The organism is Aeromonas sp. BIGb0445 (assembly GCF_024809075.1).
Lineage (GTDB): Bacteria > Pseudomonadota > Gammaproteobacteria > Enterobacterales > Aeromonadaceae > Aeromonas > Aeromonas rivuli.
This window is the reverse complement of the sequence record NZ_JANUES010000003.1, coordinates 208,717-227,458: the sequence shown is the minus strand read 5'-3', so window position 1 is coordinate 227,458 and position 18,742 is coordinate 208,717. Positions and strand designations below refer to the sequence as shown.

The following is an 18,742-nucleotide window of genomic DNA, read 5'->3' as shown; positions in this document are numbered from 1 at the left end:
CTCTCCAGAGCGCGCAGGCCATCTGCGCGCTCTGCTTCCCCAGTTGTTCTCCCTCATTGTCCGCTCGCCAAGATTGACGTTTCATGCCGCTCGCCATGTGGTTATGAGGGGCCGTCCTGCAAGGCAGGGATCCGCTCGGCCAGAAAATCGATGAAGGCACGGGCCTGGGGTCTGAGGAAACGACCACCGCGAAACACCGCATGGATCTCGTCGTTGCGGCTCTCATAGGGGGAAGCCTGCCAGCCCGGCAGCACCCGCTGCAGGCTCCCCTCATTGATCCCGCGCTGCACCATCCAGCTCGACAACAACAAGAGCCCGCAGCCGGCCCGGGCTGCATCGAGCAGCGGGGTGCCGCCAATGGAGGTGAGGTTGCCTTGCACGGCGACCCGACACTGCTGTGAGCCCTGGCTGAAATACCAGTGCTGACGCTGGCGGCCATGGCCGCGGATCAGGCAGTTGTGTCCGGCTATCTCGTGTGGCGTGGCGGGTTCGCCATGACGGGCAAGATAGGCGGGGGAGGCGACCAGCAGGGAGTGATTGGTGAGCAAATGGCGGGCATGCAGGCTGCTGTCGGCCGGGCGACCAATACGGATTGCCACATCCACGTTTTCGGCATCCAGATCCACCAGGCGGTTATCGAGTTCGACTTCGAGACGCACCTGGGGGTAGCGAGCCAGAAATTCGGGCAGCAGCGGCGAGAGGCAAGCCGCGCCGAAACTCTCGAATACCGAGACTCGCAGCGGCCCGCTGGGCGCTTCGTGCAAAGGCTGGAGGGATTGCACCAGCTGATCGGCCTCCTCCAGCAGTCGCACCGAGCGGGCCAGGAAATACTCCCCCTGTTCGGTCAGCAGCAGCTGGCGGGTGCTGCGCTTGAAGAGGGGAACCCCAAGCTGGGCTTCCAGGCTGTCTATGGTACGGGTTACCGAGGAGGGGGCCAGATTGAGGGCCCGGGCGGCGCGGGAGAAGCTGCCTGACTCAACCACCTGGGCCAGGATACGGACACGATCCAGCATTGTGACTCCTTTGCGATAAACGCAAAACTATTGCAGTTTGTAGCTGTATTCTATTTTCCAGTGCGTGGATGGACAATGACGTTGTCGCCCAACATCGGGCATCTCTCCCACAGGAGCACCACAATGTCAGACCGTATCCAGTTGGCCAGCCAGGCCCCCGCCGCCATCCAAGCCATGATGGGCCTCGAATCCTATCTCGGCAGCACGGACATTCCCCTCAACCTCAAGGAGCTCATCAAGCTGCGCGCCTCCATGATCAATGGTTGCGCCTATTGCATCGAGATGCATGCCGAGGTGGCGATGAAGATGCAAGAGAGCCCCCAGCGGCTGCTGGCGCTGGCGGCCTGGCGCGAGTCTCCGCTGTTCGATGGGCGTGAACGCGCCGTCCTGGCGCTGACCGATGAGGTGACCCTGATTGCCGGGCAGGGCGTCACCGAACACACCTATCGACAAGCACAGCAACTGCTTGGGGATGCCCTGCTGGCCCAGTGTCTGATGCAGATCATCACCATCAATGCCTGGAACCGGGTGGCGGTTGCCACTCAAATGGAACATGAACATCGTTGATCCCGGCCTCCCATGCCAGGCGCCCATTGCCAGTCAGAGTGGGGGGATGGAATGGGACATATTGATATGGCGCAGCAGCCATAACATGTATTGCAATGGGGTGTTTAGCTCGGGAAAATGTTTCTTAAATGGTTTTGTTTGTTTTAAATATGTTAATTTCAAGGGAGGGTAAACCCTCCCCCAGGGCCTTATTCATGGTCAACATAGGGCGAAAATATAATTAATCTAACCTTGGGGGCCGGCTGTTTGCCCGCCTGATGCGGCCTCCCTGCATTTATGAAAATCCCGCGGGTCATCCATTGACCCCACTCTTCACAATGGCAACTGTTCAGGGATTGTTCATTTTGCGTCATGATGGCTTTTTTGGGTCTCGGATGGGGCATTTATTTGTTCCTGACGACCTTGCGATTAGTTAATGGAACGCTGACATCTGGTTTCCAAAAAGTAACCATTTGCTTCGATTAATTTTTCATGTTGTTCACATGGGTGTGTCTTGCTCAAAATAATGCGTTTTATTTATAGCTTTACGTCTTGCAAGATAGATAAAGGAAGTAGCATGAGACCTTTGGAATATAAGAAGGGCTTGGGGACTTTGTTATTAATCACCGCCGCCAGTTTGCTGAGTGGTTGTGATATGGCATTAATGAATCCCAAGGGCCAAGTTGGCCTGGAAGAAAAGTCACTGATATTAACAGCATTGTATTTGATGTTAATTGTGGTTATTCCAGTCATCGTCATGGCAGTGGTATTTGCCCGCAAATATCGCGCTTCCAATACCAGTGCCACTTACGCACCGGATTGGGCCCACTCGACCAAGATAGAAGTGGTCGTCTGGACAGTCCCCGTCATCATCATCGCCATCCTGGCCGTGATCACCTGGAAAACCTCCCACGAGCTTGACCCATACAAGCCGCTGGTCTCTGACGTCAAACCTGTCCAGGTTGATGTGATCTCATTGGATTGGAAATGGCTGTTCGTGTATCCGGAATTGGGCATAGCCTCTGTCAATGAATTGGCATTCCCGGCCAACACCCCGGTCAATTTCCGTATCACCTCCGATTCGGTCATGAACTCCTTCTTTATTCCTAGCCTGGGCGGTCAGATTTACGCCATGGCGGGCATGCAGACCAAATTACACCTTATCGCCAACGAGGCCGGTCAATACGACGGTATCTCCAGCAGCTATAGCGGTGCCGGTTTCTCCGGCATGAAATTCAAGGCCATCGCCACGCCGGATCAGGCAGGTTTCGATGCCTGGGTTGCCAAGGTGAAGCAGTCGTCCAAGCCACTCATGACCATGGGTGAATTTGATGTGCTTGCCAAACCGAGCCAATACCATCCGGTCGAGTATTTCTCCAGTGCCGATCCAGCTCTGTTCACCAAGGTGATCAATAAGTTCATGGGTCACGGCATGAAGATGAAAGAGGGCGAAAAAATGGATATGAGTCATGGCCAGAGCATGGATCACAGTGCACACCAGCAACAGGGTGAGCAGCAGGATCATGCCGGTCAGATGAATATGCCGATGGCTAGCCAGTCAGTACAAGCGGTATCCGGGGAATAATAGATGTTTGGAAAATTAACACTCGAGGCCATCCCTTACCATGAGCCCATTATCGTGGTCACGGTTGCCTGCATATTGCTGGGCGGGATGGCCATTGCCGGGCTGATAACCTATTACGGCAAGTGGCAATATTTGTGGCAGGAGTGGTTCACCTCGGTGGATCACAAGAAACTGGGGATCATGTATCTCATTCTGGGCATGGTCATGCTGCTGCGCGGCTTCGCCGATGCGGTGATGATGCGTACCCAGCAGGTGATGGCGTCGGCCGGGGGGGAGGGCATATTGCCGCCTCACCACTACGACCAGATCTTCACCGCCCATGGCGTCATCATGATCTTCTTCGTGGCCATGCCGCTGGTGATCGGTCTGATGAACATTGTGGTGCCGCTGCAGATCGGTGCCCGTGATGTGGCCTTCCCCTTCCTCAACAACCTGAGCTTCTGGTTCACCGCCGCGGCCGTGGTGCTGATCAACATCTCCCTCGGGGTCGGCGAGTTTGCCCAGACCGGCTGGTTGGCCTATCCGCCCTTGTCGGGCAAGGAGTACAGCCCGGGCGTCGGGGTCGATTACTGGATCTGGAGTCTGCAGATCTCGGGTCTTGGCACTCTGCTGACCGGGGTCAACTTCTTCGCGACCATCATCAGGATGCGGGCTCCGGGCATGACCATGATGCGTCTGCCGGTGTTCACCTGGACCGCCCTGTGCGCCAACATCCTGATCATCGCTTCTTTCCCGATCCTGACCGTCACCATCGCCCTGCTCACCGCAGACCGTTACCTGGGTACCCATTTCTTTACCAATGACATGGGTGGCAACATGATGATGTACATCAACCTGATCTGGGCCTGGGGTCATCCCGAGGTCTACATCCTGGTGCTGCCGGTGTTCGGTATCTTCTCGGAAGTGGTGGCGACCTTCAGCAAGAAGAAGTTGTTCGGTTACACCTCCCTGGTGTGGGCGACCATCGCCATTACCGTGCTCTCCTTCGTGGTCTGGCTGCACCACTTCTTCACCATGGGGTCGGGTGCCAACGTCAACGCCTTCTTCGGCATCTCCACCATGATCATCTCGATCCCGACCGGGGTGAAGATCTTCAACTGGCTGTTCACCATGTACCGGGGTCGCATCGCGTTCACCTCGCCCATGTTGTGGACCGTCGGCTTCATCATCACCTTCACCATTGGGGGGATGACCGGGGTGCTGCTGTCGGTACCGGCTGCCAACTTCGTGTTGCACAACAGCCTGTTCCTGATCGCGCACTTCCATAACGTCATCATCGGCGGCGTGGTGTTTGGCTGCTTCGCCGGTATCACTTACTGGTTCCCGAAGGCGTTCGGCTTCACCCTGGACGAGACCTGGGGCAAGCGCTCCTTCTGGTTCTGGATCACCGGCTTCTTCGTGGCCTTCATGCCGCTCTACGTGCTGGGCTTCATGGGCATGACCCGTCGGGTCAGCCAGCAGATCGACCCCGCCTTCCATGGTTGGCTGGTGGTGGCCGCGTGCGGCGCTGGCCTGATTGCCATCGGCGTTCTGTGTCAGGTGATTCAAGTGGTGGTCAGTATTCGTGACCGCGAGAAGAACTGCGATCTGACCGGCGATCCCTGGGGTGGCCGTACCCTGGAGTGGGCAACCTCTTCCCCGCCGCCCTTCTACAACTTCGCCATCGAGCCGAAGATTGCCGGACTGGATGCGTTCTGGGAAGCCAAGCAGGATGGTTCTGCCTACCAGCAGCCCCAGCGCTACGCCCCGATCCACATGCCGAAGAACTCCGGTGCGGGCGTCATCATCGCCGCCTTCAGCGTGGTGTTTGGTTTCGCCATGATCTGGGACATCTGGTGGATGGCCATCGCCGGCTTCGTCGGCATGATAGCCACCTGGATCATTCACAGCTTCAACGATGATGTGGACTACTACGTGCAGGTCGACGAGATCGAACGCATCGAAGGTCAGCATCATGACAACATCAGCAAGGTGGCATGAGAACCGATATGGCTACTGATATTCTGCAACACAATCATCATCAGGGTGCCCATGACGGGCACCATGATGCCGGCGCCACCAAGGTGTTTGGCTTCTGGATCTACCTGATGAGTGACTGCATCCTGTTTGCCACTCTGTTTGCAACCTACGCGGTGCTGGTCAATGGCACCGCCGGGGGCCCGAGCGGCAAGGACATTTTCGAACTGCCGTTCGTGTTTGGCGAGACCATGCTGCTGCTGTTTAGCAGCATCACCTTCGGGTTTGGCATGCTGGCCATGAACCAGAACCGGGTCGGCACGGTCAAGGCCTGGCTGATGGTCACCTTCTTGCTGGGTGCCGGCTTCATCGCCATGGAGATCTACGAGTTCCACCACCTGATCGCCGAAGGCTATGGCCCCCAGCGCAGTGGTTTCCTCTCCGCCTTCTTCACCCTGGTCGGTACCCACGGTATCCACGTCACCAGCGGTCTTATCTGGATCATCGTGATGATGGTGCTGATCTCCAAGAAGGGGCTGACCGAGCGCAACCGCACCCGCCTGATGTGCCTGAGCCTGTTCTGGCACTTCCTGGACGTGGTGTGGATCTGTGTGTTTACCGTGGTCTATCTGATGGGGGCAATGTAAAAATGAGCAATCATGTCGTTGACAATCACGGCGCCAGCCACGGCAGCGCCAAGACGTACCTGATAGGCTTCGTGCTCTCGGTGATACTGACCGCCATCCCGTTCTGGATGGTGATGGACGGCTCCGCCTCCCATCACCTCATCCTGGGCACTGTGGTCGCCACTGCCGTCATCCAGATCTTCGTGCATCTGGCTTACTTCCTGCACATGAACACCTCCTCCGAGGAGCGCTGGAACCTGGTGGCCCTGGTGTTTACCGTGCTCATCATCGCCATCGTGGTGGGGGGGTCCTTGTGGATCATGTACAACCTCAACATCAACATGATGCCAAGTTGAGTGGTGTGATGATGAAGCAATACCTGCAAGTGACCAAGCCGGGCATCATCTTCGGTAACCTCATCTCGGTTATCGGCGGTTTCCTGCTGGCCTCCAAGGGGAGCCTGGATCTGCCCCTGTTCATCATGACCATGGTGGGGGTCTCCCTGGTGGTCGCCTCCGGTTGTGTGTTCAACAACTACATCGACCGGGACATCGACTGCATCATGGAGCGCACCAAGAACCGCGCCCTGGTGAGGGGGCTCATCGCCCCCGGCGTCTCGCTCTGGTACGCGACTGCCCTCGGCATCGCCGGGGTCGGGCTGCTCTACTGGGCGGCCAATCCGTTGGCGGCGCTGTTGGCCGTGTTTGGCTTCATTGTCTATGTGGGGGTCTACAGCCTCTATATGAAGCGTCATTCGGTCTATGGCACCCTGATTGGCAGCCTGTCTGGCGCCGCGCCCCCCGTCATCGGTTATTGCGCGGTGAGCGGCCAGTTTGACTCGGGCGCCCTGATCCTGCTGGCTATCTTCAGCCTGTGGCAGATGCCGCACTCCTATGCGATTGCCATCTTCCGCTTCAAGGATTATCAGGCGGCGGGCATCCCGGTGTTGCCGGTGGTGAAGGGCATCTCTGTGGCCAAGCACCACATTACCCTCTACATCCTGGCCTTCATGGTACCGACCCTGATGCTGTTCCTCGGCGGTTACGCCGGTTACAAGTATTTGATCGTGGCGACGGCGGTGAGCGTCTGGTGGTTGGGGATGGCCTTGTCGGGTTACAAGCAGGCGGTCGATGACTCCCTGTGGGCCCGCAAGCTGTTCATGTTCTCGATTGTCACCATCACCTGCCTGAGCGTGATGATGTCGGTGGACTTCCAGCCGGATGCGGCGCCCGTCTTGGTGAGCATGTTGCCTTGAACCTTGCGGTCGCCCTCAGAGTAGAGATCGGCTTGTTCATCTTGCCCTGAAAATGAGTAGAATCCAGAGCCGGGAACTTTCCCGGCTCTGTTGTTATATGGGGATGGTCAAGGGCCAGGTCTGTTTTCTCCCAGGCGGCGTCAGCGCCATCGCCGGTATTTGCTACCCATGACCACCGGTTCCTCGGCCACTATCCCGACCACACACCTCCAATCACACTGAGGCCGTCATGCATGATTTCAAGATGACCCGGGGTGAACTGCGTGCCACCTGGGCACTCGGTTCCCTCTTCTCCCTGCGAATGCTCGGCATGTTTATGGTGCTGCCGGTACTGACTACCTACGGCATGTCTCTGGCTGGCGCCACCGAAACCCTGATCGGCATCGCCATCGGCATCTATGGCCTGACTCAGGCCCTGCTGCAGATCCCCTGCGGCCTGCTCTCGGATCGCATCGGTCGCAAACCCCTCATCGTCGGCGGCCTGCTGATGTTTGCCTTGGGCAGCGTGATTGCCGCGCTGACCCACAGCATCTGGGGAGTGATCCTCGGCCGCGCCCTGCAAGGCAGCGGCGCCATCTCCGCCGCCGTCATGGCCCTGCTCTCGGATCTGACCCGCGAGCAGAATCGCACCAAGGCGATGGCCTTCATCGGCATCAGCTTTGGCATCACCTTCGCCATCGCCATGGTGACGGGGCCGCTCATCACCCATGCCATCGGCCTCTCGGGGCTGTTCTGGCTGATAGCCCTGCTCGCCTTTGGCGGCATCGCCATCACCCTCTGGTGGGTGCCGGCCCCCAAGGCGCATCTGCTCAACCGCGAGTCCAGTCTGGTCAAGGGCGGGCTCAAGAGGGTGCTTGCCAACCCCCGGCTGCTCAAGCTCAACCTGGGCATCCTCTGCGTGCATACCCTGCTGATGTCGAGCTTCGTGGCGCTGCCGCCCCTGCTCGAACAGGCGGGGCTGCCCCGTGACCAGCAGTGGAAGGCATTCCTGTGCACCATGCTGATTGCGTTTGTGAGCGTGGTGCCCTTCATCATCTACGCCGAGAAGCGCAGGCAGATGAAGCGGGTATTCCAGATCTGCGTGCTGCTGATGCTGGGGGCGGAAGTGGTGCTCTGGCAGTCGGGTCTGCAATTGTGGGGCATATTGGCTGGTTTGCAGCTGTTCTTCATCGGTTTCAACCTGATGGAGGCACTGTTGCCGTCGCTGATCAGCAAGGAGTCGCCGCCGGGTTACAAGGGCACCGCCATGGGGGTCTACTCCACCAGTCAGTTCCTCGGGGTGGCCATCGGCGGCAGCCTGGGGGGCCTGCTCTACAGCCAGGGGGGCGCCGCCCTGGTGTTTGGCAGCTGCGCCGTGCTGGCACTGATCTGGTTCGGGGTCAGCCTCACCATGCAGGAGCCGCCCTATGTCAGCAGCTTGCGCATCGTGCTGCCAGAGGGCGTGGCGGCCACCGAGGCGTTGGAGCAGAAGGTGCGCGCCCGTGAAGGGGTGAAGGATGTGCTGCTCGACAGCGCCGAGCGCTCCCTCTACGTCAAGGTGGACTCACGGCGCATCAAGCGCAGCGATCTGGAGCAGCTGGTCGCCGGTTGATGGGCGGGGTGAGCGCTACACAGCACCCCTTGCTATGCTGAGATCCTCAACAAGGAGGCTGTTATGTCATATGTCGATGGATTCGTGATTGCCGTGCCCACGGCCAACAAGCAGGCCATGATTGACCATGCCAAGCACTTTGACCCCCTCTTCCTCGAGTACGGTGCGACCCGGGTGCTGGAGTGCTGGGGGGACGATGTGCCCCACGGCAAGCAGACCGACTTTTACCGCGCCGTGGCGGCCAAGGAGGATGAAACCGTGGTCTTCTCCTGGGTCGAGTGGCCGAGCAAGGCCATCCGGGATGACGCCATGACCAGGATGATGCAGGACCCCAGGATGGATCCGGCCAGCCCCATGCACCAGACCATGCCCTTCGATGGCGCCCGCATGATCTTCGGCGGGTTCAGTACGGTGCTTGAACTCAACGCCTGAGCTGCTTTCCCTAACATAAAGAAGAGGCCCGCCTGATGGTGGGCCTCTTCTTTATCGGGGCCCGCATCAGGGCACTGTGTTGCCATCCCCTTGGCCCCTGTTCCCTATCCCAGTGGCGCCATGGCCTCTGCCAGCACGGCGTTCAGGCCGGAACTGGCAGATAAGGGGGCAAGATCGCTACCCCGGCCATGCACAGAGTCGATGAAGTTGCCGCCTTCCTGAGCCTGGCGCCAAGCGCCCAAAACAAGACACCGGTGCGAGGCCGGTGTCTTGGGATAACAGGATCGCCCCCTGTTCGGGGCGCCGTAGCAGATGCACCTTAGGCGTAAAACGCCTCGACGGTGCCCTTGACGGTGATCAGCATGGGGTTGCCGTAGCGATCCTTGGCCTTGGGGGAGGGGATCTTCACCCAACCTTCGCTGATGCAGTACTCCTCGACATTGGTGCGTACCTTGCCATTCACGCGAATGCCGATCTCGTGCTCGAAGCATTCCGCCACATGGTGCGGGCTGCGCGGGTTGGCGGCAAGGTGGTCGGGCAGTGCAGGTTTGTTGTCGCTCATTTTATGGACCTGAGTTTGATAAAAAGTGGGTCATTGTAGGCAATGCCCGCCGTGGGCTCAAGGCTGGGTTGCGTCCCTGCGGGTGGGCAAGGTCCGCTACAGCAGCAGATCGAGCTGCGTCTGAAAATGATGACAGCGACAACACTGGAGGACAACACAGGGACACCCACTTTATGTGGGCTGTCTGGCTATGCAGCGACGAGCTCATAAAGGTGGGTGTCCTAATTTGCTTTCTCTGTGGAAATTTTGGATCGCAGCGGAAAAATTGTCCAACAGCAGCGCCTTGTTAGGGGCGGTATTGGTACTCATTCTTTAAATCATCCAGAGTGACAACATGAAGTTTTACATTCACATTGTATTTGTCTAGATAACGCGATAAACGTTCTTTTACTCTACTGGCACTCACTTCCGGATTGTCGACGACTGCCATAAAGTGAATTACCAACTCTTTTGAGTCGATGCCTTTTAGTTGGCTCGCCATTAGCTCGGATTCAAGTAAAACCTTATCTAGTCTCGACGGATTTACATGCTCATTTCTGAATAGTTTGACCTCTACTGCGTGAATTTTGTTTTTGTCTATTGCCAGACCATCAAATATTATTTTGCGACTGCTAGGAGTTTCAAATCGTACGTCAGTTTTAAATTCGAGCCCCATATCTTTAGACAACTTCATGATCGAAAGCTTTTCGGCTAAGAAGACATTGGCCATCAGTGATGCATGGCGCTCTGAATTTAATACAAAGCTTGTCGCATGTTTGGAAGGAGCAGATGGGCTTGAAGCTTCTCGCGATTCTGCGTCGTTACCTGATGATTCGGATGCATTCTCTTCAGTTGAGGATGAATCTTCAGCTTCTTCAACCTCCTCTCTGAGTTTTTCTTCTTTCTCTTCAGTTGTAGCCTTACCAAATGACTTTAGAAAATTATCTTCATTCTTGTAGTCAGATGGGGCGTATAAAACCTTATGGTTGAAATTTAATGTTAAGAAGAATATGCCGACTAGAAAAACAGGAAACAGCATTAGAAACCAAATATATATACCTTGATTCTCGGACTCTATAAATGGCAATACTGTTGTGCCACTGATTTCTGCAATTGCAGCAAATATTGCAATCACCGTCAGAGGATTTTTAATGTGTCCAATTTTTTCTACCAACTCATTTTCCTTTAGGATTGCCCCCTAACACCGCGTTCACTAGCATTGTCCGGTGCAACGCATTGTTATGTTGTTCCAATTATTTATTCGATGTCAATAATTTTTTGTTCTGGTTCTGGGGTGTCAGGAAATTTAACTAAGCCGACCGTATTTAATATCACCTTTCGGCATTTAGTCGCAAACTTTGCGTCTTTATTGTCTTTCAGATACTTGGCGACTTTGAATAGGTCCGGGGTAAACACAAGCGCAGTGGAGCTGGTAACTGAGGCGGAAAGACACTTTTGGGTAAACGGCTCGGGGCGCTCATTTAGTGGAAGTAATCGATAGGCATTTCCAAAGAGAACAGATTTGGCAGGCTCATTAATCTCCTCTCGTTCTAGATCTTCGTGAACGTTTAAAGCCAGTTGACGTAATTTGTCAATGTTAATTGCTTTGCTGTCTTTGCCCTCTGCTTCCCCAATTAATCTACCTTCCTTTGACTCAAACACTACATCAAATTCAGACTCGCCGTTCTCGAATTGGGAGACTTCAAACCCAATGGTATGCAAGGCATCTAGAATCGCATACTCCAACGGTTTTCCTTTCTCAAATAATAGATGCCTTAATCGTTCAAGGCTTTTTAATTGATCGATAACAAATTCTTTCTCAGCTTGTACCTCCTCAAGTCTTTTTTCTATTATTAGCAATTTCTGTGTCGCGACATTTTCTTGGTTGAGCTTATGTTCTGCATCTTTGGCCCAATCGGGTTCTGGAGTTAACTCACCATTAGATTTTAAGGCTTTATCCAATGAGACTATACATTGGATAAATTTTGCAGCGAACTGCTTAGCGTCAATAGTCCATTTATCTTCATTTTCCTCATCTTCGTCACCAATAAAGAAGGACTTTTGGTAAAAATCTATGTCCGGCAAGCATATTATCGCCCCATTGGAGTTCTTTGAGTTGACTACTATTCCAACAGGCTTGTCGCCATGCTTAGTCAATAAGCAAGGAGGATACTCTCCATTGATTATGACCTTGTAAGATGAGATTTCAGAAAACTCATGCCAGTACGAAGCCACAGCTTCAGAGTTTTTCGCAGAAAGCTTTATTTCTTTCCCCTTTGTATTCAGGGCTTTTAGCTCTAAAGGAATAGTCTGATAATTATCATAGTTGGTAACAATTCTTGTGACTTTTTGGTTTCGCCCAGTTCCTGAATATTTTTTTTCGCCTGTAGCAATGCTCACCTTTTCAAGATCGCTTAGAAATACAATTACTAACTTTCCGTGCTCAACGGCAGACTTTATTTCTCTGCGCCAGTGTTCAGACTGCGCTTTTAGCTTAAATGAATCGTTGTCCGATAAACACGGATTCCCTTCAAACGTGCTCTCACGCCTATAGATGTATCCTCTAATATCAGGCTTAAAAAGGACTATATCCCAGTCTAAAAGAGAAATGTCCGCGTCGAACTCGCTGTACTCGGAATCCTCATCAGCTAATGAGAAGCCAATTGTTAATATGTTCTTTTTTGCCATGAATATTCAGAGTTCCTTATCACAACATAAAAGTGATTAGATGGAAGGCGGAATAAGTCCGATAGCAGAACCTTCCATATAATTCCGCCACACCCCAATTACTACCGTTAAAAACTCATTTAAATCATTATGTTACCAACCTATCTCTGGAGCTGAATGTGATCGCTTGACTTCCTCGTTTAACGCTTCCATTACCCTGTATAAAGAAACAGTGAAGGAGTCGGCTATGGCAAGCGTCGGCAAGGCTACCGCCCCTGAGTTTCAGCCCCCAGTCTGCTGCTTTTCACCCGCGAGATAGCAACCATCGCTGTCATGGGGCTCTCCCTAGAGATGGATTGTCGTTTGGCTATCTTAAGGGCTCTGATTGAAGCATGGGAAGAGGAAGTTGATAGAAATCTGAGCTGGTTCAACCAATTAGTGAGAAATCTCACTTTTAAGTACACTGTTGATTTCGCAGATAATACCGACACTCCCCTCACCCCAACCCTCTCCCAAAGGGAGAGGGAGCATATCTGCGGTTTAGGCGGAAGCTGAGGGCTGGCACGGTTTTGCTCCCCCTCCAAGCCGCCGAGTCGAGATCAATGGGTCAGGGGCGCCGTCAGGGATGACGGCGCAGCCGCAGTTGGTACAGGGATGTACCATCTGCGGCGTTCCGTCCGACCCAGAGAGTGAGGCGAGGGAATCCGCCGTAGGCGGGCGGCTTGGCGGGGGTGGCCTTTCTTTTGGTGACTTTTCTTTGGCCACGCAAAGAAAAGTCACTCGCCCAGGCCCGAAGGGCGGGCGAAACCCCGTCGAGGGCGGAGCACTCGCGTTCCATGCGGCGCAGCCGCATCAAGGGGGTAACAGCTGGTTCGGGAATCCGGCGAGAGTCTGTCGTCGTGGAACGGACTATTTCCTGCGGTGCAATGCGCTGCGCTTATTGCACCCTACGGCAGTTCCACTGCGTGGCAAAGCCACGCCATCACAGCCAATCCGCGAACGTCCGAATACGCCTCGCTATTCGAACCTTCCAAATCAAGGGAAATCCTGATTTCTCTCACCCTAGCCCTCTCCCGGAGGGAGAGGGGACAAAAGAAAGGGAGCCGGTCAGGCTCCCTTTGATGCGGCGATGCGGCGATTGCCGCTATGCCGCTATGCGTAAGGCGGATACGCACGCGGGCCGGTCAGGGTCAACGGCATCTGACCCTATACCTGTCCCTACTTATTGGTCGCGGCCTTCATTCCTTCCACAAACTCCTTGAGGCGGGTGAGCATATGTTCCGGGTTGTTGTGGTGGGTCTCGATGATCTTCACCACGGCGGAGCCGGAGATGGCACCGGCGGCACCGGCTTGGATGGCGTCACGCACCTGGGCCGGTTCGCTGATGCCAAAGCCGAGCAGGGCGGGGGGCGCCTTGAACTCGCGCAGGGTGTTGATCAGCCCATCCACCGGCATGCCAGCCTTGGTCTCGGCACCGGTCACGCCGGCGCGGCTCACCAGATAGGTGTAACCGCTGCCGAGCTCAGCCACGGCTTTCAGGGTCTCGGTATCGCCGTTGGGCGGCGCGATGAAGATGCTGTCGATGCCGAAGCGATCGGCCGCCGCCTTGTAGGGCTCACACATCTGCACCGGCACGTCGGCGACCAGCACCGAATCCACGCCCGCCTGCTGGCACTTCTCGTAGAAGCCATCGATGTGGCGCACATAGACCAGGTTGGCGTAGACCAGCAGGCCGATGGGGATCTGCGGGTACTTGGCACGTACCCTGGTGAGCAGCTCGAAGCAGCCATCCGGGGTGGTGTGGCTGGCAAAGGCACGCAGGGCCGCGCCCTGGATGGTGGGGCCGTCCGCCACCGGGTCGGAGAAGGGGATGCCGAGCTCGAGGGCATCGGCGCCCCCCTCGACCAGGGCATCGACGATGGCCAGGGAGAGTTCGGGGGTGGGGTCACCCAGCATCACGAACGGCACGAAGGCGCCTTGCTTGGCCTGTTCCAGACGGGAGAAGAGTTGTGCGTAGCGATTCATTTGCGGCTTCCTTCTTTGTCAAAGCTCTCGGTTTCCAAAATATCGGCAACGGTGAAGATGTCCTTGTCGCCACGGCCCGAGAGGTTGACGATCAGCACCTGCTCCTTCTCTGGTTCGCTGCGCGCCATCTTGAGGGCGTGGGCCAGGGCGTGGGAGGATTCCAGCGCCGGTATGATGCCCTCGCTTCTGGCCAGTTCCTGGAATGCATCCAGGGCTTCTTTGTCGGTGATGGAGACATATTCGGCGCGGCCGATGGCGGCCAGATGGGCGTGCTGGGGGCCGACCGAGGGGAAGTCAAGCCCCGCCGAGACCGAGTAGGACTCCTGAATTTGCCCCTGCTTGTCCTGCATCAGGTAGGAGTGCATGCCAAAGAAGACCCCCTTGCTGCCGTGACCGAGCGGCGCGCCATGCTCGCCAGATTCGATACCGTGGCCGCCGGGCTCGACGCCGATGAGGCGCACCCCCTCTTCCGGGATGAAGTCGGCAAAGATGCCGATGGCATTCGATCCGCCGCCGACGCAGGCGATCACCGCATCGGGCAAGCGCTCTTCCTTCTCGAAGCACTGCACCTTGGCCTCTTCGCCGATCATCTTCTGGAATTCACGGACTATGGTCGGGAAGGGGTGGGGACCGGCGGCGGTGCCGAGCAGATAGTGGGCGGTCTCGTAGTTGGCAGCCCAGTCACGCAGCGCCTCGTTGCAGGCATCCTTGAGGGTACTTGAGCCCGAATGCACCGGTATCACCTCGGCGCCCATCAACTTCATGCGAAACACGTTCGGCTTCTGGCGCTCGCAATCCTTGGCACCCATATAGACCCGGCACTTGAGGCCGAGCAGGGCGCAGGCAAGGGCAGTGGCGACCCCGTGCTGACCGGCACCGGTCTCGGCGATGATCTCGCTCTTGCCCATGCGTTTGGCGAGCAGGGCCTGGCCCAACACCTGGTTGGTCTTGTGGGCGCCGCCGTGCAGCAAGTCTTCACGCTTGAGGTAGAGGCGGGTCTGGGTGCCACGGGTCAGGTTGCGCGCCAGGGTGAGTGGGGTGGGGCGGCCAGCATACTCAGTCAAGAGAGTCTGAAACTCTTCGACGAAGGCGGCATCTTCCCTGGCATCCACGAAGGCTTTCTCCAGCTGGAGCAGGGCGGGCATCAGGATCTGGGGTACATACATGCCACCAAATTCACCAAAAAACGGATTGAGCAGGGTCATGGTTATCTTCCTTTACATTCTGCAATTGAGATCAGGTATGAGCCTTGGCGGGCTGAGGCGTATGGCTGGGGCACATACATGTCATCGACGAAATTCACCGAAAAACGGGTTGAGCAGAGTCATAGATTATTCCTTGTGCTTATAGGCAAACGCAGTTCATTAATTTGGTGCATGTTCAGAGGGCGCGCAGGGCACGCTTACAGTTGGCGCAGGGCGCCAAAGGCTGCCGCTATCTTGTGCGCATCCTTCTGGCCCGGGGCACTCTCCACCCCGGAGTTGAAATCGAGGCCCAGGCAACCGACCTGGGCTGCGCTCAGGGCATTGTCCGGGTTGAGCCCACCGGCCAGCATCAGCCGGGACTTGTCTAGCCCGTCGAGCACTGTCCAGTCGAAGGCCTGGCCGGTGCCACCGCTCTGGCTGCCGACTGCCGTTTTCACGACGGTGTCGAGCAGCAGGCGATCGGCCGGGAAGTCGAGGGGCAGCGGCTCGCCACTTGCCTTATCGAGAGTGATGCCGACCGCCTTCCAGATCTCGCAGTGGACGGGCAACAGGGGGCGCAGCGCCTCGATATAGGCGGCGTCCTCCTCCCCGTGCAACTGCACGGCGACGAGCCCGAGGGCCTCGACCGTCTTGGCGATGGTCTGGGGCTGGGCATTGCGAAATACCCCCACGTAGCTAAGCGGTGCGCCAGCCATCACGGTGCGGGCGCTCGGGATATCCACATAGCGCGGGCTTTTCGCCACAAAAATGAGGCCACCGAACAGGGCCCCCGCCTGATGGGCGGCGGCGGCATCTTCGGGGCGGGTCAGGCCGCACACCTTGTTCTGGCCCAGGACAAGCTTGCGTACCGCCGCCTCCAGATCCGGCTCGCTCATCAGGGAGGAGCCCACCAGGAAGCCCTTGGCATGGCGACGCAGGTCGGCGACCTGGCTGCGATCCTGGATGCCGGATTCGCTGATGACCACCCGATCCCCTGGGATCCGCGCCGCCAGCTGGCGGGTACGATCCAGGCTCACGCTCATGTCCCGCAGGTCTCTGTTGTTGATGCCGATCACCGGCGAGCCCAGCGCGATGGCACGTTCCAGCTCCTCTTCGTTGCTCACCTCGGTCAAGACCCCGAGGCCCAGCTCCCTGGCAACGGCGAACAGGCTGCGATACCCCTCATCGGTCAGCACCGAGAGCATCAAGAGGATGGCGTCCGCCTGATAGTGGCGAGCCAGATAGACCTGATAGGGATCTATCATGAAGTCCTTGCAGAGCACGGGTTGCTTGACCCTGGCCCTGACTCTGGGCAGGAAGGCGAAATCCCCCTGAAAGAATTTCTCGTCGGTCAGTACCGAGATGGCGGTGGCGTATTTGCCATAAATATCGGCGATGGCTTCGGGGCTGAAGTCGTCGCGGATTAAGCCTTTGGAGGGAGAGGCTTTCTTGCATTCGAGAATAAAGCGAGTGCCGCCTGCCCGCAGTTCCCCCTCAAAGTCGCGGTCACTGGGCAGCAGCGCGCCCTGGAAGCTTGCGAGGGGCTGGGCCAGTTTGCGGGCCGCCACCCACTCCTGCTTGGCAGCCACAATGTTGCCGAGAATGGTCTGGCTCAGGGAGGGGTGGTTAAGCATTTCGATATCCTTGCTGCGATTAGTTGTGTTGGGTCCCGCTGACATCATGCCTCCTGATGGCTCAGGGTGGCCAGCGCCTGGGCGAGGGCGCTGGTTTCGCCGCTGGCGAGCTTGGCCAGTACCTGGGCGGCGGCACGCTTGAGGTCCGGGGCCTTGCCTGCCATCACCAGCAGCGGGGCCACGTTGGCGGCGATGGCGGCATTGTGGGCCTGGGTGCCTTTTCCTGCCAGGATGGCGGCGGTGATGGCCCGGTTCTCTTCCGGCTCGCCCCCCTGAATGGCGCTGACCGGGTAGGTCTCGAGCCCGAAATCGGCCGGGGTGAGCAAGTACTCACGAATCTCGCCATCGCGGATCTCGGCGACCTGGGTCGGGCCATGAATGGCCACTTCGTCCAGGCCTGCGCCGTGCACCACCATACCGGTTTTCAATCCCAAGGCCAGCAGGGTTTCGGCGATGGGGCGCACCAGCTCGGGGGCATAGACCCCCATCAGCTGATAGGTGGGGCGGGCGGGGTTGATGAGGGGGCCCAGCACATTGAACAGGGTGCGGGTCTTGAGCGCCTGGCGCACCGGCATGGCATGGCGTACCCCGGCGTGGTACTGGGGGGCGAACAGGAAGCAGATACCGAGCTCATCGAGGCAGCGGCGGGCCTGGGCCGGGCTCATGTCGAGCCTGATGCCCATCTTGTCGAGCAGATCGCTCGAGCCTGACTTGCTTGAGACCGAGCGGTTGCCATGCTTGGCCACTTTCAGGCCGCAGGCGGCGGCCACCAGGGCCGAGGTGGTGGAGACATTGATGGTATTGAGGCCATCACCGCCGGTGCCGACGATGTCGCAAAAGGGGTAATCGGGGCGCGGAAAATCCCGGGCCTCGGCCAGCAGCGCCTCGGCGGCGCCGGCTATCTCTTCGGGGGTCTCGCCCTTGAGCTTGAGGGCAGTCAAGAGGCTTGCGAGCACTATGGGGTCCACTTCGCCGCGCACGACCTGACCGAAGGCGTCACGGGCTTCGTCGCGGGAGAGAGACTGTCCCTGATAGAGGGTGTTGAGATGATGCTGCATGAGGGTCTCCTTACCGCACACTACTAACTGGACGGGTGATATGGGCGAGGGCCTGGGTGAGCAGGCGGGCCCCTTCGCACGTCAATATGGACTCGGGATGGAACTGGAAACCGAGCACTCGCTCGTCCCGTTGCTCGATGGCCATGGGCATGCCCTGATAGTGGGCAATCACCTGCAGCTCTTCCGGCACATAGGTGGCGACCAGGGAGTGGTAGCGCGCCACCGGCAGGGGGCTGGGCAGACCGGCGAAGGCGCCGTGGCCGTTGTGCTCTATCAGGGAACGCTTGCCGTGGACAATTTCACCGGCGGCGCCGACGGTGCCGCCATAGGCTTCGCACAGGGCCTGATGGCCGAGGCAGATGCCGAGGATGGGCACACGGCCACGGGCCAGCTTGATGAGATCAATCAGGCAGCCCGCCTCATGGGGGGCGCCAGGGCCCGGGGAGAGCACCAGCACGGCGTCGCCACCACAGGACTCTATCTCCGCCATGATGCGGGTCGCCGGCAGGCTGTTGCGATAGATGCGCACCGGATAGCCGAGGGTGCGGAACTGATCCACCAGGTTGTAGGTAAAGGAGTCGAAGTTATCGAGCAGGAAGATGTTAGTCATGGGACTGCTCCTTCGAAGT

The 18,742-nt window shown here is 57.4% G+C and carries 18 protein-coding genes; 8 read left to right on the top strand and 10 right to left on the bottom strand.

Going from position 1 to position 18,742, the window contains the following annotated elements:
• Positions 1–101: 101 nt before the first annotated feature.
• Complete coding sequence (locus M2367_RS07805; protein WP_224432509.1) at positions 102–1,013, bottom strand: LysR family transcriptional regulator; 912 nt, start codon at positions 1,011–1,013, stop codon at positions 102–104.
• 123 nt (positions 1,014–1,136) lie between these two features.
• On the opposite strand from M2367_RS07805, the gene M2367_RS07800 reads away from it, so the two are divergent.
• From M2367_RS07800 to M2367_RS07765, 8 genes are all read left to right on the top strand, one after another.
• Positions 1,137–1,580 (top strand): carboxymuconolactone decarboxylase family protein, encoded by a 444-nt coding sequence (locus M2367_RS07800; RefSeq protein WP_042040278.1) that lies wholly within the window; start codon positions 1,137–1,139, stop codon positions 1,578–1,580.
• A gap of 556 nt (positions 1,581–2,136) precedes the next feature.
• Positions 2,137–3,144, top strand: a complete 1,008-nt coding sequence (gene cyoA / locus M2367_RS07795; RefSeq protein WP_259236344.1) for a cytochrome o ubiquinol oxidase subunit II — start codon at positions 2,137–2,139, stop codon at positions 3,142–3,144.
• Between the two features lie 3 nt (positions 3,145–3,147).
• The gene (gene cyoB, locus M2367_RS07790; protein ID WP_259236343.1) at positions 3,148–5,124 is read left to right on the top strand and encodes a cytochrome o ubiquinol oxidase subunit I; all 1,977 of its coding nucleotides are present in this window, start codon (positions 3,148–3,150) and stop codon (positions 5,122–5,124) included.
• An 8-nt stretch (positions 5,125–5,132) separates the two neighbouring features.
• On the top strand, positions 5,133–5,747 hold the full coding sequence (locus M2367_RS07785; protein WP_259236342.1) for a cytochrome o ubiquinol oxidase subunit III: 615 nt from the start codon (positions 5,133–5,135) through the stop codon (positions 5,745–5,747).
• Between the two features lie 2 nt (positions 5,748–5,749).
• On the top strand, positions 5,750–6,082 hold the full coding sequence (locus M2367_RS07780; protein ID WP_224432513.1) for a cytochrome o ubiquinol oxidase subunit IV: 333 nt from the start codon (positions 5,750–5,752) through the stop codon (positions 6,080–6,082).
• A gap of 5 nt (positions 6,083–6,087) precedes the next feature.
• Positions 6,088–6,981: a heme o synthase gene (cyoE, locus tag M2367_RS07775; protein ID WP_259236574.1), complete on the top strand. Its 894-nt coding sequence runs from the start codon at positions 6,088–6,090 to the stop codon at positions 6,979–6,981.
• Between the two features lie 229 nt (positions 6,982–7,210).
• The gene (locus M2367_RS07770) at positions 7,211–8,572 is read left to right on the top strand and encodes an MFS transporter (protein WP_259236341.1); all 1,362 of its coding nucleotides are present in this window, start codon (positions 7,211–7,213) and stop codon (positions 8,570–8,572) included.
• A gap of 63 nt (positions 8,573–8,635) precedes the next feature.
• The gene (locus M2367_RS07765; RefSeq protein ID WP_259236340.1) at positions 8,636–9,004 is read left to right on the top strand and encodes a DUF1428 domain-containing protein; all 369 of its coding nucleotides are present in this window, start codon (positions 8,636–8,638) and stop codon (positions 9,002–9,004) included.
• A 104-nt stretch (positions 9,005–9,108) separates the two neighbouring features.
• Here M2367_RS07765 and M2367_RS07760 read toward each other — a convergent pair whose 3' ends face one another.
• From M2367_RS07760 to M2367_RS07720, 9 genes are all read right to left on the bottom strand, one after another.
• Positions 9,109–9,246, bottom strand: a complete 138-nt coding sequence (locus M2367_RS07760) for a hypothetical protein (RefSeq protein ID WP_259236339.1) — start codon at positions 9,244–9,246, stop codon at positions 9,109–9,111.
• Positions 9,247–9,323: 77 nt separating this feature from the next.
• Complete coding sequence (locus M2367_RS07755; protein WP_259236338.1) at positions 9,324–9,566, bottom strand: DUF3297 family protein; 243 nt, start codon at positions 9,564–9,566, stop codon at positions 9,324–9,326.
• A gap of 286 nt (positions 9,567–9,852) precedes the next feature.
• Positions 9,853–10,719, bottom strand: a complete 867-nt coding sequence (locus M2367_RS07750; RefSeq protein ID WP_259236337.1) for a hypothetical protein — start codon at positions 10,717–10,719, stop codon at positions 9,853–9,855.
• 83 nt (positions 10,720–10,802) lie between these two features.
• On the bottom strand, positions 10,803–12,233 hold the full coding sequence (locus M2367_RS07745; RefSeq protein ID WP_259236336.1) for a hypothetical protein: 1,431 nt from the start codon (positions 12,231–12,233) through the stop codon (positions 10,803–10,805).
• A gap of 1,197 nt (positions 12,234–13,430) precedes the next feature.
• Positions 13,431–14,237, bottom strand: a complete 807-nt coding sequence (gene trpA / locus M2367_RS07740) for a tryptophan synthase subunit alpha (protein WP_259236335.1) — start codon at positions 14,235–14,237, stop codon at positions 13,431–13,433.
• On the bottom strand, positions 14,234–15,442 hold the full coding sequence (gene trpB, locus M2367_RS07735) for a tryptophan synthase subunit beta (RefSeq protein ID WP_224432524.1): 1,209 nt from the start codon (positions 15,440–15,442) through the stop codon (positions 14,234–14,236). The genes trpA and trpB overlap by 4 nt, the downstream gene beginning before the upstream one ends.
• 197 nt (positions 15,443–15,639) lie before the next feature.
• The gene (trpCF, locus tag M2367_RS07730; RefSeq protein WP_259236334.1) at positions 15,640–17,055 is read right to left on the bottom strand and encodes a bifunctional indole-3-glycerol-phosphate synthase TrpC/phosphoribosylanthranilate isomerase TrpF; all 1,416 of its coding nucleotides are present in this window, start codon (positions 17,053–17,055) and stop codon (positions 15,640–15,642) included.
• 44 nt (positions 17,056–17,099) lie between these two features.
• Positions 17,100–18,113, bottom strand: a complete 1,014-nt coding sequence (trpD, locus tag M2367_RS07725) for an anthranilate phosphoribosyltransferase (protein WP_259236333.1) — start codon at positions 18,111–18,113, stop codon at positions 17,100–17,102.
• A 10-nt stretch (positions 18,114–18,123) separates the two neighbouring features.
• Positions 18,124–18,723, bottom strand: coding sequence for an aminodeoxychorismate/anthranilate synthase component II (locus M2367_RS07720; protein ID WP_224432527.1), 600 nt, complete (start codon positions 18,721–18,723; stop codon positions 18,124–18,126).
• Between the last annotated feature and the right edge of the window lie 19 nt (positions 18,724–18,742).